General features: G+C 71.6%; 13 protein-coding genes. 10 read left to right on the top strand and 3 right to left on the bottom strand.

Annotated elements, in window-relative coordinates; all coding sequences use genetic code 11:
* The first annotated feature begins 58 nt into the window (after positions 1-58).
* The 6 genes from ACZ6WH_RS03700 to ACZ6WH_RS03675 all read left to right on the top strand — a co-directional run bounded on the left by ACZ6WH_RS03700 (position 59) and on the right by ACZ6WH_RS03675 (position 7,604).
* Positions 59-1,234: a substrate-binding domain-containing protein gene (locus ACZ6WH_RS03700; RefSeq protein WP_469725696.1), complete on the top strand. Its 1,176-nt coding sequence runs from the start codon at positions 59-61 to the stop codon at positions 1,232-1,234.
* Between the two features lie 140 nt (positions 1,235-1,374).
* A complete protein-coding gene (locus ACZ6WH_RS03695) occupies positions 1,375-2,706 on the top strand; it encodes an ABC transporter substrate-binding protein (protein WP_469725694.1) in 1,332 nt (443 codons plus the stop codon).
* Between the two features lie 26 nt (positions 2,707-2,732).
* Positions 2,733-3,716 (top strand): carbohydrate ABC transporter permease, encoded by a 984-nt coding sequence (locus ACZ6WH_RS03690; protein WP_469725692.1) that lies wholly within the window; start codon positions 2,733-2,735, stop codon positions 3,714-3,716.
* The gene (locus ACZ6WH_RS03685) at positions 3,713-4,573 is read left to right on the top strand and encodes a carbohydrate ABC transporter permease (RefSeq protein ID WP_432849797.1); all 861 of its coding nucleotides are present in this window, start codon (positions 3,713-3,715) and stop codon (positions 4,571-4,573) included. The genes ACZ6WH_RS03690 and ACZ6WH_RS03685 overlap by 4 nt, the downstream gene beginning before the upstream one ends.
* Positions 4,574-4,602: 29 nt before the next feature.
* A complete protein-coding gene (locus ACZ6WH_RS03680) occupies positions 4,603-5,622 on the top strand; it encodes a hydroxyacid dehydrogenase (RefSeq protein WP_469725690.1) in 1,020 nt (339 codons plus the stop codon).
* Positions 5,619-7,604, top strand: coding sequence for a DUF2264 domain-containing protein (locus tag ACZ6WH_RS03675; protein ID WP_469725688.1), 1,986 nt, complete (start codon positions 5,619-5,621; stop codon positions 7,602-7,604). Before ACZ6WH_RS03680 ends, ACZ6WH_RS03675 begins: the two co-directional genes overlap by 4 nt.
* A gap of 208 nt (positions 7,605-7,812) precedes the next feature.
* Here the strand turns inward: ACZ6WH_RS03675 and ACZ6WH_RS03670 are convergent, their stop codons facing one another.
* The gene (locus tag ACZ6WH_RS03670) at positions 7,813-8,052 is read right to left on the bottom strand and encodes a DUF5133 domain-containing protein (RefSeq protein ID WP_361551215.1); all 240 of its coding nucleotides are present in this window, start codon (positions 8,050-8,052) and stop codon (positions 7,813-7,815) included.
* A gap of 221 nt (positions 8,053-8,273) precedes the next feature.
* On the opposite strand from ACZ6WH_RS03670, the gene ACZ6WH_RS03665 reads away from it, so the two are divergent.
* Positions 8,274-9,167 (top strand): RNA polymerase sigma factor SigF, encoded by an 894-nt coding sequence (locus tag ACZ6WH_RS03665; RefSeq protein ID WP_432849801.1) that lies wholly within the window; start codon positions 8,274-8,276, stop codon positions 9,165-9,167.
* A gap of 228 nt (positions 9,168-9,395) precedes the next feature.
* On the opposite strand, the gene ACZ6WH_RS03660 is transcribed toward ACZ6WH_RS03665, so the two are convergent.
* The gene (locus ACZ6WH_RS03660; RefSeq protein WP_469725685.1) at positions 9,396-10,607 is read right to left on the bottom strand and encodes an FUSC family protein; all 1,212 of its coding nucleotides are present in this window, start codon (positions 10,605-10,607) and stop codon (positions 9,396-9,398) included.
* A gap of 341 nt (positions 10,608-10,948) precedes the next feature.
* Between ACZ6WH_RS03660 and ACZ6WH_RS03655 the strand changes: the two genes are divergently transcribed.
* Together ACZ6WH_RS03655 and ACZ6WH_RS03650 are read left to right on the top strand one after the other, a co-directional pair.
* Complete coding sequence (locus tag ACZ6WH_RS03655) at positions 10,949-11,080, top strand: helix-turn-helix domain-containing protein (protein ID WP_469725683.1); 132 nt, start codon at positions 10,949-10,951, stop codon at positions 11,078-11,080.
* A 247-nt stretch (positions 11,081-11,327) separates the two neighbouring features.
* Entirely contained in the window at positions 11,328-12,053 is a 726-nt protein-coding gene (locus ACZ6WH_RS03650) for a L,D-transpeptidase family protein (RefSeq protein WP_469725681.1), read from the top strand.
* 141 nt (positions 12,054-12,194) lie between these two features.
* Here ACZ6WH_RS03650 and ACZ6WH_RS03645 read toward each other — a convergent pair whose 3' ends face one another.
* Positions 12,195-13,472, bottom strand: coding sequence for an MFS transporter (locus ACZ6WH_RS03645; protein WP_469726253.1), 1,278 nt, complete (start codon positions 13,470-13,472; stop codon positions 12,195-12,197).
* A gap of 60 nt (positions 13,473-13,532) precedes the next feature.
* On the opposite strand from ACZ6WH_RS03645, the gene ACZ6WH_RS03640 reads away from it, so the two are divergent.
* Complete coding sequence (locus ACZ6WH_RS03640) at positions 13,533-14,282, top strand: AraC family transcriptional regulator (RefSeq protein WP_469725679.1); 750 nt, start codon at positions 13,533-13,535, stop codon at positions 14,280-14,282.
* Positions 14,283-14,343 lie beyond the last annotated feature (61 nt).

The raw sequence follows: 14,343 nt of genomic DNA, 5'->3' as shown, positions 1-14,343 counted from the left end.
GCGGTGCTGATCGTTATGCTGCCGCCGAACGCTCAAACGCACACACAGGGGGCGGGGCATGCGGGAACCGGTGGAACTGCGGCGGCAGCGCATACTGGCCGTCTTGAGGTCGCGCGGGTCGGCTCGCGTCGCCGACCTCGCGGCCGAGCTGGAGGTCTCGGTGGTCACCGTCCGCCGGGACGTCGAGGACCTCGAGCGTGCCGGGAAGCTGCGGCGCGGTCACGGAGTGGCACGTTCCATCGTGCCGGTCGAGGAAGCGGGTAGGGGTGCCGCCGCGGCGGTGGCGGCGGGCGGGCGGCCGGGTGAGGACTCGGCTCCGGCGATCGGCCTGGTGGTGCCCGAGCGGCACTCGTACCTCTTCGAGACCCTGCACGGTGCGCGTACCGTGCTGGAGGAAGCCGGCATGCGCATCGCGCTGCACATCGCGCCTGCCGTGTCCGGCGGTGAACGCCCCATGGTGGAGCGGGCGTTGGCGAGTGGTGTGCGGGGGCTGCTGATCGCGCCGCGGTGGCGCGGGCGGGGTGCGGAGGAGGCCGACTACGGCTGGCTCGGGGCGCTGGACGTACCGACCGTGCTGATGGAGCGCCGCCCGCGGCCCGGCAGCGCGCTGCACGCGTTGGACTCGGTCTGCTCCGACCACTGGTACGGCGTGCATCTCGCCGTCGAGCATCTCGTGGCGCTGGGCCACCGGCGGATCATTCTGGCCGCGCGGGACGACAGCCCGACGGCCCGGGCGGTGCGTGCGGCGTTCACCGCGATCGCGGCGGAGCGGACGGAGATCGAGGACTGGGCGGTGACGCTGAGTTCGCCGACCGCGGTGCCGGAAGCGGCGGAGCGCGAGCGGGCCGGGGCGGAGGACGGCGGCCGGGCGCAGGGCGGTCAGGAGCCGCCCGATGTCCTGGAGCTGGTGCGTGACCGTGGCGCGACGGCGGCTCTGCTGCACGGGGACGTGGACGCGTTGATGCTGGTCCAGCGGTTCCAGGAGGCCGGGATACGGGTGCCGGAGGACTTCTCGGTGGTGGCGTACGACGATGTGGTCGCGGCGCTGGGCAGTACGCCGCTGACCGCGGTGTCGCCGCCCAAGACGGAGGTCGGGCGGGCGGCGGCCGAGTTGTTGCTGCACCGGCTGAAGCCGTCCTCCGGAGGACGCCCGGCACCCGTACGGCGCATCGAGCTGCTGCCGGATCTGCAGGTCCGCGGCTCGACCACACTGCCGGCCGGTGCGGGTGAGTGAATGGTCATCAGGCTTCGCGGTCGCTGACCCTCCCTCAATGAGCGTTTGACCGCTTTATTTTCTTCTGATCGCTCTATTGACCGAGTTCTGTCGTGCCGATCACTATTCCCGTGTCCCGAAACGAGCCGCGGGAGGCACGCATGCCGGGTCAACAGAGCCGTCGATCCGTACTCGCTGTGCTCGCCGCCCTGTCCGTGTCCGGTGTGAGCGCCTGCACCGGCAGCGGCGGCAGACAGCCGCGCACCACTGGCAAGAGCACCACTCGCGTCACCTTCTGGTCCGCGCTGCGCGGCAGCCAGGAAGTGGTGGACGCGTTCAACCGCACACACGATCACATCCAGGTGGACTTCCAGCAGGTCCCGTCCGGCGCGCAGGGCGGATACGCCAAGCTCAGCAACGCCGCCCGGGCCGGGAACGCGCCGGACGTCGCCACCATCGAGTACCCCCAGGTCCCGGGTTTCGCGATCGACGGCGTCACCCGCGACATCACCGACCTCGTCGACGACGACCTGCGCGGCAAGCTGCTGCCGCAGGCCCTCCAGCTGACCACCTTCGACCGCCGGGTCTTCAGCGTCCCGCTGGACGTCGAGCCGATGGTGCTGCACTACCGGACGGACCTCTTCCGGGAGTACGGCCTGGACGCCCCCGCCACGTGGGACGACTTCGAGGAGGCGGCGCGGGTGGTGCGGAAGCGCGCACCGGACCGCAGGCTGGCGCTGTTTCCCACCGACGGCATGACGCAGTTCGCCGCCTGGTCCTGGCAGGCGGGCAGCCGCTGGTTCGACACCTCGCGCGGCGCCTGGAACGTCTCCATGGCCGACGCACCCAGCCGGCGGGTGGCCGACTACTGGCAGCGGTTGTACGACCAGGACCTGATCTTCATGAATCCCACCGACGGCACGCGCGGCACCGCCCAGGTCGGCCAGGGCCGGCTGCTCGCCCGGCTCAGCGGCGCCTGGGACGCCGGCGCGCAGATGAACGCCCACCCGCAGCAGGCGGGCAAGTGGGCCGTGGCGCCCCTCCCCCAGTGGGACACCAAGCGCCCCGTGAGCGCCACCCACGGTGGTTCCACCTTCGCCATCACCAAGGACTGCCGGAACCCCGAGGCCGCGCTGGAGTTCATCAGCTGGCAGGTCACCCATCCCGACGCGCTGCGCGCCCGGCTCTCCAGCGGGACCAGCAGTCAGTTCCCCGCGGCCCCCGGGCTGATCGAGGTGGGCCGCAAGGCCTTCGACCGCCGCTACTACTCCGGCCAGGACATCTACGCGCTCTTCCGGGACCAGGCCCGGCTGATAGACGACCGGTGGACGTGGGGGCCGCGGATGACGGCGACACAGAAAGTCATGCAGGACGGGTTCGCCCGTGCCGCCGGCGGCCAGGGCACGATCATCGACGCCGTTCGCGAAGCCCAGCGCGGCACCATGCCCGACCTCAGGGCCCTCGGCCTGGCCACCACCGCACGCAGCAGCTGACGACCGTCAGAGAGGCAGGTGACACCATGACCACGACCACAACCACCACGGATGCCGTCGCACCACCCGACCGGGCCGCCGCCCCGTCCGCCGCCGCCCAGCGGCGCGGCGCACGGAGGCGGCGGCTCGGCGCGTGCGGCGTGCTGATGACGCCGTTCTTCGTCCTGCTCGTGACGGTCTTCCTCATCCCCGTCGGCACCGCCGTATGGCTGAGCTTCTTCGGCGCCGACCAGCCGGGGCTCGGGTTCGGCCCGGAGCGGACGGTGTTCGTCGGGCTGCGCAGCTACGCCGCCGTCCTCACCGACCCGACCTTCCTCGGCGGCCTCGGCACCGTCGCCGCGTACTGCCTGGTCTACATCCCGCTGATGGTGGTGTGCGCCCTGGGTCTCGCACTGCTGCTGGACTCGGGGGTGGTGCGGCTGCGGTCCTGGGCGCAGCTGGCGCTGTTCCTGCCGCACGCGGTGCCCGGCATCATCGCCGCGATCATCTGGCTGTACCTCTACACCCCCGGCATCAGCCCGGTGATCGAGCTGCTGGCCCGCGGGGACATCACCGTCGACTTCCTCGGTGTCCACACCGTCCTGCCCTCCATCGTGAACATCGCGGTGTGGAGCAACCTCGGCTACAACACCATCATTTTCTACGCCGCGCTCCAGGCGGTGCCGCGCGAGGTGATCGAGGCGTCGGTGGTCGACGGCGCGGGGCCGGTGCGCACCGCGTTGCAGGTCAAGACCCCGCTCGTACGGTCCTCCGTCGTCATGGTCGCGATGTTCACGCTGATCTGGGGCCTGCAGTTGTTCACCGAGCCGATGCTGCTGGGCCAGCAGACGCCGATGATCAACTCGCGGTTCACCCCGAGCATGTACATCTACGACGCCGCCTTCAACCGCAACAACTACAGCCTGGCGGCGGCCGCCTCCGTGATCCTGCTCATCTGCACCATCGCCCTGTCCTACGGCGTGACCCGCTGGACCAACCGGTCCGGCGGCACGGAGGAGGCTGCCCGATGACCACCACCTCCACCGCCCTGCGTCCCCGCATGCTCGGCCGGACCGCCGTGAACGTCGTGGTCGGCGTGTGCGTGCTGTACACCCTGCTGCCCGTGCTGTGGCTGGTGCTGGCCGCCGCGAAGAACCGTGAGGCGCTCTTCAGCAGCGACCTGCTGTCCCTCGGCGACTTCTCGCTCTTCGCCAACCTGGGCGATGTGTTCTCCATGGACGGCGGGCTCTACAGCCGCTGGTACGGCAACAGCCTGCTGTACGCGGTGGTCGGCGCGGCGCTCGGCGCGCTGATCAGCATGGCCTGCGGCTACGCCTTCGACAAGTACCGCTTCCGGCACAAGGAGAAGCTGTTCGGCCTGGTGCTGGCCGCCGTCATGGTGCCGCAGACCGTCCTCGCCCTGCCGCTGTACCTGATGGCGTCCGGCGTGGGGCTGGTGAACACCTTCTGGGCGGTCTTCATCCCCGTCCTCTTCAACCCCTTCGGCGTCTACCTCGGCCGCATCTTCAGCCAGGGGTATGTGCCCGACGAGGTGCTGGAGGCGGCCCGCATCGACGGCGCCGGCGAACTGGCCACGTACTTCAAGGTCGCCCTGCGCATGCTCGGGCCCGGTCTGGTGACCGTCTTCCTCTTCCAGCTCACCGCGATCTGGAACAACTTCTTCCTGCCGATGGTGATGCTGTCCGACCAGGACCTGTATCCGGTGAGCCTGGGGCTGTACACGTGGAACAGCTCGGCGACCGTCTCCCCCGAGTACTACCCCGTCGTCGTCATGGGCTCGCTGCTCGCGGTGCTGCCGCTGATCCTCGCCTTCATGATGCTGCAGCGATTCTGGCGCTCGGGGCTCACCGCCGGAGCGGTGAAGTAAGCCCGCGTACGACAAGTCGAAGGAGTTCCATGCCCGACGTCCGTCGCCGGCCGCGTGCCGCGCTCGCCATGAGCCAGGACGCCGCCACGGCCGTCTTCGGCCCGGACGAGACGGCGGCCCTCACCGCCGTGTGCGAGCCGGCGCCCTTCCCCGTACTGGACGACCTGACGACCGAACGGGCCCGCGCGGTCCTCGCCACGACGGAGGTACTGGTCACCGGGTGGGGCTGTCCGCCCGTCGACGACGCGGTGCTGGCCGCCGCGCCCCGGCTGCGGGCCATCGCGCACTCGGCGGGCAGCGTCCGCAACCACCTCACCGAGGCCTGCTGGGAACGCGGCATCGAGGTCTCCTCGGCAGCGGCGGCCAACGCCCTGCCGGTGGCCGAGTACACCGTGGCGATGACCCTGCTGGCGAACAAACGCGTCCTGGAGCGCGCCCGCGACTACCGTGCCACCCGCAGCCGCGACAACTGGCTGCACACCGACCGCTCGATCGGCAACTACCGCAGGACGGTGGGTATTTGCTCCGCCTCGCTGATCGGGCGGCGGGTGATCGAACTGCTGCGCCCGTACGACCTCCAGGTCCTGCTCTACGACCCGTACGTCACCGAGGCCGAGGCAGCGGAGCTGGGCGTGCCGACCGTGGGTCTTGAGCAGCTGTTCGCGGCGAGTGACGTCGTCAGCGTGCACACGCCGCTGCTGCCCGCCACCCGGGGCCTGGTCAGCCGCGAGCTGATCGGCCGGCTGCGCCCCGGCGCGACACTGATCAACACCTCGCGGGGAGCCGTCGTCGACCAGGACGCGCTGACCGACGCGGTGGCCTCGGGCCACGTCCACGCGGTCCTGGATGTCACCGAGCCCGAGCTGCTGCCCAGTGACCACCCGCTGTGGGACTGCGAGAACGCCCTGCTGACCCCGCATCTGGCCGGCTCCCAGGGCAACGAATGGCGCCGCCTCGCCGAACTGACGGTGAGTGAGGTGGCGCGCTGGGCCGCGGGCGACGGCTTCGCCCATCCCGTACACCGCGAAAGGCTGGCGTTCCTGGCATGAACGATGTCCCCGGCACCCCCGCATCCGCACGTACCGGCCACTTTCCGCACCTGCCGCCCGAGGACCGCGCTCTCAGCCCGCACACCGGATACACCCGCGCCCATTGGGAGGCCGCCGCCGACGGGCTGGTCGACGCCGCCTGGCGCTGGGCCACGCCCGGCGGCGCGCTGCTGGACCTGCCGGGCCGGCCGTCCCGGTCCGGGGTACGCTCCGACGGCCTGGAGGGATACGCCCGTACCTTCCTGGCCGCGGCGTTCCGCGTCGCGGGCGCGGGCGGCACCGACCCGCACGGCTTCCTCGGCCGGTACGCGGACGGGCTCGCCGCCGGCACCCGTACGCCGGGCCGTGCCGACGCCGAGTCCTGGCCGCTGATCCTCGACCATCACGTACAGGGCCAGCCGATGGTGGAGTCGGCGTCCGTCGCGCTCGGCCTGCGGCTGACCCGGCCGTGGCTGTGGGACAGGCTCGACGGCGCCGTGCAGGACCGTGCCGAGCAATGGCTGCGCGGCGCCCTGCGGCACACCCCGGCGCCCAACAACTGGTACCTCTTCGCCGTCACCGTGGCCGGGTTCCTGGAGTCGGTCGGCCGCGGTGACGCCGAGACCCGGCGGGCCATCGAGCGCGGCCTGCGCCTGCTGGAGACGTGGTACCGCGGCGACGGCTGGTACGCGGACGGCGACGGCCGGGCCTTTGACCACTACAACGGCTGGGCACTGCACCTCTATCCGGTGCTGCACGCCCACCTCGCGGACGACAAGGCCATGCTGGACCTCTACGGGCCCCGGCTCGGAGAGCATCTGGCAAGCTATTCGCTCCTCTTCGGCGGCGACGGGGCCCCGGTCCACTTCGGCCGCTCACTGACGTACCGCTTCGCCGCCGGGGCCGCGGTGGGCCTGGGCGCGCTGACCGGGCACACTCCCCTCGCCCCGGGCGTCTCCCGCCGGCTGCTGAGCGGTGCGTTGCGCTACTTCGTCACCCGGGGCGGGGTCGGGGCCGACGACGGGCTGCTCAGCCTGGGCTGGCACGGGCCGCACGACGCCTCCCTCCAGACGTACTCCGGGCCCGGCTCGCCCTATTGGGCGTCCAAGGCGTTCGTGGCGCTCCTCGCCCCGGCCGGCGATCCGCTGTGGACGGCCACGGAGGAGGCGGCGCCCGCCGAGGGCGCGGACCGGGTGCTCGCGCTTCCCGCGCCGGGCCTGCTCATCCAGACCACCGGCGGCGACGGCATCGCGCGGCTGCACAATCACGGCAGCGATCACGTCCGTCCGCACGAGGGTGACACCGCCGCCGTGCACGACGTGCTCTACGGGCGCTTCGCCTACTCGACGAGCACCGGCCCCACCGCTCCCGCGAACGTGCCCGACAACCATCTGTCGGTCGAGGCCGGCGGGCGGGCGTCGCTGCGCTGCCGGATCCAGCCGCTGGGCGCCGGCAGCGGCGATGGCTGGGGCTGGGCCGCCTCCTGGCACCGCCCGGTGTTCGCGGCAGGGCCGCCGATGGTGCCGGGGCTGGAAGTCCGCAGCGTGACGGTGGTGCGTGGCCGGTACGAGCTGCGGGTGCACCGGGCGGCGGGGGTGCCGTACGGGGCGCGGATACGCCAGACGGGCTGGGCGACGGGCCCGGATCAGGCACCGGAGTTGGTCTCGGAGCTGCACGGTGTCCACGGCTGGGCGGAGCGGGACGAGGCGCGCGCACCGCAGGGCACGGCGTTCACGCGCTGGGCGGTGATTCCCCGGCTCAGCACGGCTCCCGTCGCGGAGGCGGACGCGACGGTGCTCGTGGCGGCCGTCGCGTCGCTGTCCGGAGTGGCCGGGTCCGCGCAGGCCGAAGGTGTGCCGTTGGCCGATGCCGTGTCGGTGATCTCGGCGGACTCCGACGGCGAGGCGATCACCTTCCGGTGGGCCGACGACGGGTCGGTCACCCGGGTCGCCTTCGCGCCACTGACCGTCGAGCACGGTGGCCCCGCGGACCGCGGCAACTGACCGGAACCCGCACGGAAACGACGCCGGCCCCCGCCCGAGAGGCGGGGGCCGTGCTGATGCGGAGCGCCGGGCAGGCCTTGCACCTGCATCTCCCCGCAGGAAGCGGGGCGTCTTTCCTTGGACCACCGACGCGAGGCGTGCCGCCTGAGGTTTCTCCGCGGCGCGCTCAAGATCAACTGTAGCACCTTGAGCGGCCGCTCCTCACCACTCAGGCCGTGAGCGCCACATCGGACGGCGTGGCCGCCGCGATCTCGGCACGGGCCAGGTGGCGTTCGGCCACGACGAGGGCGTCCTCCGGCGTCCGCGTGCCGGTCGAGACGCACAGCGTGTAGGTGATGTCCTCCAGGCGCCGGGCCGTCTCATAGGAGCCCTGCTCGGAGTGGAGGACCTGGAGCTCCTCGTACCGGGCGACGAGATTGCGCAGTGTCTCGGGAGACGGCAGCAGCACAACAGCACCTCTCTTAAGTCATCAACCGACGGGTGTCACACCTGTACCCCGATCGCACGAGATATCTCATGTACCACCCGTGCTTGCCGCCGACAGGCGCTCTCCGATACCTGTACTCGAATTCGTGCATCAGAATTCGCGAAGGGATGCATAGAATCGTGGAGCACGGGCAGACGACGCTGAGACCTGAGCTCAGGATGAACATTCGGGAGGGTGGAAGCATGACGACGTCGCCGGCGGTGGATACCGAGGAACAGGTGACCGCGGGAGCCGAGGGCGAGTCCCTGGCCATCGACGCCGGACTGCCGTGGGTCGAGGAAGCCGCCAAGGTGGCGCCGCAGGATGCCAGGGCGCTGTCGAAGCTGTTCTTCGAGCGGCTGACCGAGCTCGACGAAGGCACCAGCGAGTACCAGTACGCGCGCAACACCTTGATCGAGATGAACCTCGCGCTGGTGCGCTTCGTGGCGGGACGCTTCCGCAACCGCGCCGGGGACACCGGGCAGATGGAGGACATCGTCCAGGTCGGCACCATCGGCCTGATCAAGGCCATCGACCGGTTCGACCTCTCGCGGGGCACGGAGTTCCCCACGTTCGCCGTGCCCTACATCATGGGCGAGATCAAGCGGTTCTTCCGCGACGCGACGTGGGCCGTGCACGTCCCGCGGCGTCTTCAGGAACTGCGCGTGGAGCTGGCCCAGGCCAAGGAGCGCCTCGTCAACGCGCTGGACCGGGACCCCACCGTCGCCGAACTCGCCGCCGAGCTGAGCATCAGCGAGGAGGAGGTCATCGAGGGGCTCGTCGCGAGCAACGGCTACACCGCCGGTCCCCTCGACGCCCCGGACGACGGTCCCGACTCGGACGGCGAGGGCCGCAGCCTCACCGACGTCCTCGGCGAGACGGACCCCGCCCTGGAGCTGGTGGAAAACATCCACGCACTGGGCGGCCTGCTGCACGAACTCGACGAGCGGGACCGCCGGATCCTGCACATGCGGTTCGGCCAGGAGATGACCCAGTCTCAGATCGCGGGCGAGCTGGGCATCTCCCAGATGCATGTCTCCCGGCTGCTGACCCGCATCCTCACCCGCCTGCGCCGGGGGCTCCTCGCCCACGGCTGACACGTCCGGCGGGCCCGTTCCCGCCGGACCCCGCCGCCGCGGTGCCGTCCGCCTCGTCCCCCGTGCGAGACGGACGGCACCGCGGCGGCCGTACGTCACACGCCCCGGCGCCGCGGCACGACCGGCCCGCCCCCGGCGGCGAGCACCGCCCAGGCCGTGATCGCCGCCTACGAGCCGGGGTTCGTGTCCCCCGGTCAGGCGGGCGGCGATCCGGGCACTGCCGCTGCTTCAGCTGTCGACCTGGCGCTGGATCACGTCGCAGGTGTGCTGGAACTCCTCCATCAGGCGAGTGGCTTCGACGACCAGGACGCCGTAGGGGCGTTCCGGGTCGGTGAGCGGCAGCCCCTGCCGCTCGGCCTCGTCGGCCACCTGCTCGCGGCACCGCTGGGCCTCGTCCGCCAGGCGGCACAGTTCGCGCGCCTGGTCCGTCAGCGATTCCTCCGCCAGCTCCGCCAGCACCGAGGCGATGGCGGAGATGGACTCCAGGAACCGTGCGTAGCACGCGAGGAAGGAGTGCTGGGCCTCGTCGACAGGGGCCGCCGCGCCTTCGCGGTCCTCGTCCTCCCCGTCGTCGCCCCCGCGCCCGGCGCTCTCCCGGCTCTCGTCCTCACGTTCCTCGCGGTCCTCACGGTCCTCGCGGTCCTCGCGGTCCTCGCGGTCCTCACGCCAGCGGTCGAGGCTGCGGGTCAGTGAGGCCATCTGGTACAGGGTCCGTTCCAGCGCCTCCATCACCGACGCGTACCCCTCGAAACTGCTGGGCGACCGATAGCGCCGCAGCAGGCGCCGGGGGTTGTAGTACTGGCTCTCCTGCGCCGTGCGCAGCCCCGACCTCGCCTGGGTGATCAGTCCCTCGGCCCGCGCCGCCCGGGACCGCCACTGCTCGGTGCGCTCCCGGTCCAGGTCGCCGTCGCGCAGCGCGGGGTAGACGTCGCTCACCAGATCGCACAGGGCGTGCGCGAGCGTGCGGATGCCGTACTCGGCGCTGCGGTAGCGCATCGGCGGGAACACCGCGAGGTTCACCAGCACACCGACGCCGCAGCCGATGAGCACGAGCAGGATGATCTGCCCGAGCTGGGTGATCTTCTCGGTGTTCGACGTGGCGGCGGAGTAGGTGGAGAAGGCGAAGAAGGCCGCGGTGGCGACCTGGGATCGCTGCGCGCCCAGCGCAGGCCAGCGGCCGATGGTCAGCGCGATGGCGGCGACCAGGACGAAGGTCAGCACGTCGGGTCCGGCCAGGAAACCCAAGGCGGCCTGGACCGCCACGCCGGCCGCCACGGCTCCCACGTAACGCAGGGACTGCACGACCGACTGGTAGACCGTGACCTGCATGATCAGCACGGCGGAGAAGGGCGCGAAGGCGGGCGACTGCGCGTTGAGCAGGTTGTAGGAGATCACCCAGGCGACCGTGGCGGCCAGGGTGCTCTTGCCGATGAGCAGCACGGTGTGCCGCTCGTGCCCCGCCGAGCCGACGGCTCTCCCCCACCACTGCCGGATGCGCGCGATCCGGCCCTGGTCGGCCGTCCGTCTGCGCGACGCCGCCTGCCGGCCGGTCCGTCCGGCCGCCTCCCCGGCCCCCGTCGTCCCCCTCGTCTCCGTGTTCTTCAGCGGTCCGCTCCCTCCACGCCTCCCGCGGGCCGGCCCCTTCCGGCGTCGGCCCGCGGTCCTCAGTTGTTCATTGACCCCCGGTACCCGGCAGTACCAGGAGCACCCCTGCTCACTGCGCCATGTGGCCTACGTGACATACGAGGACGGTTGGTCGGCGGGCGTGCGCGCGGTCCGCCGTGGTCCGCCTCGGCACCGCCGCCACGGTCACCGAGGTCGCGGTCCGCTGGGGCTTCACGCACCTGGGCCGCTTCGCCGCCGCCTACCGGACCCGCTACGGCCGACCACCGTCCCGCACCCACCGGAACTGAGCGGGCCTCCGCGGGACCCGACGTATGGGAAGGCCCCCTGAGCGCCGAGCCGGACGCCGGACGTGTCTCGTGTGCCTGTCCGGGTTCCGTGGGTCAATTGGGGCTCCATGTTCGGTAATTGACGCTTTTGCTGGGCGATGGACATCTAATGTGAATGTGCGGTGGCTCATGAGGTCTTCATGGCCTCAGCCGTCGCAGTCATTCGTTGGGGGACGCCTGGCAGGTGTCGAGACGAGAGTGGTGATCCATGGCACGTACGAAGAATCGAATACCTCGCGGACGGCGGGGCATCGCGTACGCGGCGGCGGCAGGAGTGCTGTCGCCGCTGCTGGTGGTGGGGCTGCCCGCGGCCTCCGCTCAGGCGGCCTCCGGGTCGTGGTGCGGTGGCCTGCAAGGGCCGTACCAGAAGCAGGCCGAGAGATTCCTCGGCCGGAAAGCGGACGGCAGACAGTCGGTCGGTGACTGCCGGGCGATCCGTGATTTCCAGCGGGCGCACGGCATTTACCCGCAGTACGGGTATGCCGGACCGGTCACCTGGGACGTCATGAAGCTGGTGAAGACGCAGAAGGCGGCCGGCAAGAGCCCCAACCGGGCGGGTCACTGCCCGGTGAACAAGGGGCGGATCGCCTGTGTCGACCTGACCCGGCAGATCAGCTGGATCCAGGACGGCCGCAAGCTCGTCAAGGGTCCGGTCCCGGTGCGTACGGGACGCAACAAGCACGAGACGCGCACCGGACTGCACCGCGTCTACTGGCGGCACAAGGACCACGTCTCCACGCTCTATGACGTGCCGATGCCGTACAGCCAGTTCTTCGACGGCGGCGAGGCGTTCCACGCCATCGACGGCAGTGTGTGGTCGGCGCCGGGTTCGCACGGCTGCGTCAATATGCGGACCGCGGACGCCAAGAGCTACTGGAAGCTGCTGCGGAACGGCGACGAGGTCTACGTGTACGGGCGCAAGGCCGGGACGTGAGGACCGGTCGGTAGCCCGCGGGCCTCGCCCCGTGGGCCAAGCTGTGGGCCGTCCCGGAGTTGCGGGGCGGCCCACGAGCGTGTCGGGAGGGTGCGGACGACCGGTCGGTCCCGCACACCGGCCACCGGTGTGCCGCGGTGGTCAGCGGGGTGTGGTCGAGGTGGGTGACGGGGTGCCGGCCGGCTCGGTGGCCGCAGGGCGCACGGTCGCCTCGGGGATTTCGGGTTCTTTCAGAGGGCGCAGCAGGAGCCAGCCCAGGGCGGGCATCGCGATCAGGGGCGCGAGGGCGGTCTGCAGTGTGGTGGCGTCGGCGAGGGCGCCGATGAGGGGGCTGGCGATGCCGCCGATGCTGACGGTCAGGCCCAGCGTGACGCCGCTCGCGGTGCCCACGCGCCGGGGCAGGTAGTCCTGGCCGAGGGTGACGTGCAGGGAGAACGGCACGTACAGGCCTGCCGAGGCGAGGACGACGCACACGTAGAGCAGTGGGCCGGGGACGAGGACGACACCGGCCACGGCGAGGACCGTCAGCGCGTAGGACCACTGGACGACCGGGATGCGGCCGTAGCGGGTGGCGAGCTTCCCGCCCGCCACGGTGCCGACGGCGCCGCCGAGGTAGAGCAGGAACAGCGCGGCGGTGCCGGAGAACTCGCCGCCGCCGGTGCGCTGCCGTACGTACAGCGAGATGAAGGCGCTGAGGCCGACGAAGACGATCGAGCGGCACACGATGGCGCCCGACAGCTTCGCGAAGGATGGCCAGTCGTCCCGCGCCGTCGCCGGAGTCCGGCCCGCGCTCCCGGCCCCCGAACCCGTCCCGTTCGGAGCGTCGGCGGTGGCCGCCATGCCGCGCAACGCGGCCACGCACAGCACCGCTCCGGCGAGGGCGGGCACGACGAGGAGCGGCGAGGCGTGCAGGCCGCCCGTGGCGACGACGGCGGAGACCGTCAGGGGCGCGGTGGCGAAGCCGAGGTTGCCGCCGAGGGAGAACCAGCCCATGGCGGTGTGGCTGCCACGGCCCGCGGCGGCGCGCGCCACGCGGGCGGCTTCCGGGTGGTAGGCGGCGACCCCGATGCCGGAGACCGCCACCGCCGCGAGGGTCAGTGGGTACGCGTCGGAGACGCCGGCGAGCGCGACGCCGGCACCGCCGACCAGTGTGCTCACCGGCAGCAGCCAGGGCATCGACCACTTGTCGGTGAGCGCCCCGAACAGTGGCTGTACCACCGAGGACAGTACGGAGGCGGCGAGGACGAGGCCGGAGGCGGCGGCGTAGGTATAGGCGCGTTCGGAGACGAAGAACGGCACCAGCGCGGCGACCGCGCCCTGGTAGATGTCCACGCAGGCGTGTCCCAGGGACAGCAGCGTGAGGGGTCCGGTACGGCGTGCGCTTCGTGCGGGGCGTCCGCTTCGCGAGATCTTGTTCATGGGCACCCGCCCATCGTCACCACGGCCGCGCCTGGCGCGCTTCCGATAAAGTGCCATGTCATGCCGGATATCCGCCACGCCCCTGAGGCGCCCACCGTGACCCGGGTGCTGGCCCCCGGAGAATCCATCGACGCCCACCGGCACGACGAGCACCAGATCGTTTACGCGGGCTCCGGCGTGCTGGCCGTGACCACGGACGCGGGGACCTGGTTCGCGCCCGGTACGCAGGCCATCTGGGTACCGGCCGGATGCGTCCACGCGCACCGCGCGCACGGCCAGCTCGCGCTGCATCTGCTCGGCCTGCCGCCGGACACCAACCCTCTCGGCCTCGACGCCCCCACCGTCCTCGACGTCAATCCCCTGCTGCGCGAGCTGATCCTCGCGTACACCAGGGGCCCGCAGGACAACAGCCCGGAGCGGCGGCGGCTGCGCGCGGTCCTCCTCGACCAGTTGCGCGCCTCACCGCAGCAACCGCTCCGGCTGCCGGCGCCCGCCGACTCCCGCCTCGCGGCCGTCTGCGACCTCCTGTACGGGAATCCGGCGGACCCGCGGACCCTGGCCGCTCTGGGGACCGAGGTGGGCGCCGGCGGGCGTACGCTCAGCCGGCTCTTCCGGGACGAGCTGGGCATGACGTTCCCGCAGTGGCGGACCCGGCTGCGGCTGTACCACGCCCTGCGCATGCTGGCCGACGACCTGCCGGTGACGGCGGTGGCCCACCGCTGCGGCTGGTCCTCGACCAGCGCCTTCATCGACGTCTTCCGCCGCGCCTTCGGCCACACGCCCGGTACGCACCACCGCGGCACCCTGTAGCCGGTGGCCACAACGTCGGTGGTCGCAACAACGTCTGCGGGCAGGACACAACGCCTGTGGT

The organism is Streptomyces sp. NPDC050806, from assembly GCF_055586425.1.
Note: the sequence above shows the minus strand (reverse complement) of the source record. Positions and strands in the feature narration are given on the sequence as shown.

Coding starts and splice junctions, on each gene's coding strand:
- ACZ6WH_RS03700 (WP_469725696.1), top strand. CDS start 59: ATGCGGGAACCGGTGGAACTGCGGCGGCAGCGCATACTGGCCGTCTTG.
- ACZ6WH_RS03695 (WP_469725694.1), top strand. CDS start 1,375: ATGCCGGGTCAACAGAGCCGTCGATCCGTACTCGCTGTGCTCGCCGCC.
- ACZ6WH_RS03690 (WP_469725692.1), top strand. CDS start 2,733: ATGACCACGACCACAACCACCACGGATGCCGTCGCACCACCCGACCGG.
- ACZ6WH_RS03685 (WP_432849797.1), top strand. CDS start 3,713: ATGACCACCACCTCCACCGCCCTGCGTCCCCGCATGCTCGGCCGGACC.
- ACZ6WH_RS03680 (WP_469725690.1), top strand. CDS start 4,603: ATGCCCGACGTCCGTCGCCGGCCGCGTGCCGCGCTCGCCATGAGCCAG.
- ACZ6WH_RS03675 (WP_469725688.1), top strand. CDS start 5,619: ATGAACGATGTCCCCGGCACCCCCGCATCCGCACGTACCGGCCACTTT.
- ACZ6WH_RS03665 (WP_432849801.1), top strand. CDS start 8,274: ATGACGACGTCGCCGGCGGTGGATACCGAGGAACAGGTGACCGCGGGA.
- ACZ6WH_RS03650 (WP_469725681.1), top strand. CDS start 11,328: ATGGCACGTACGAAGAATCGAATACCTCGCGGACGGCGGGGCATCGCG.
- ACZ6WH_RS03645 (WP_469726253.1), bottom strand. CDS start 13,472: ATGAACAAGATCTCGCGAAGCGGACGCCCCGCACGAAGCGCACGCCGT.
- ACZ6WH_RS03640 (WP_469725679.1), top strand. CDS start 13,533: ATGCCGGATATCCGCCACGCCCCTGAGGCGCCCACCGTGACCCGGGTG.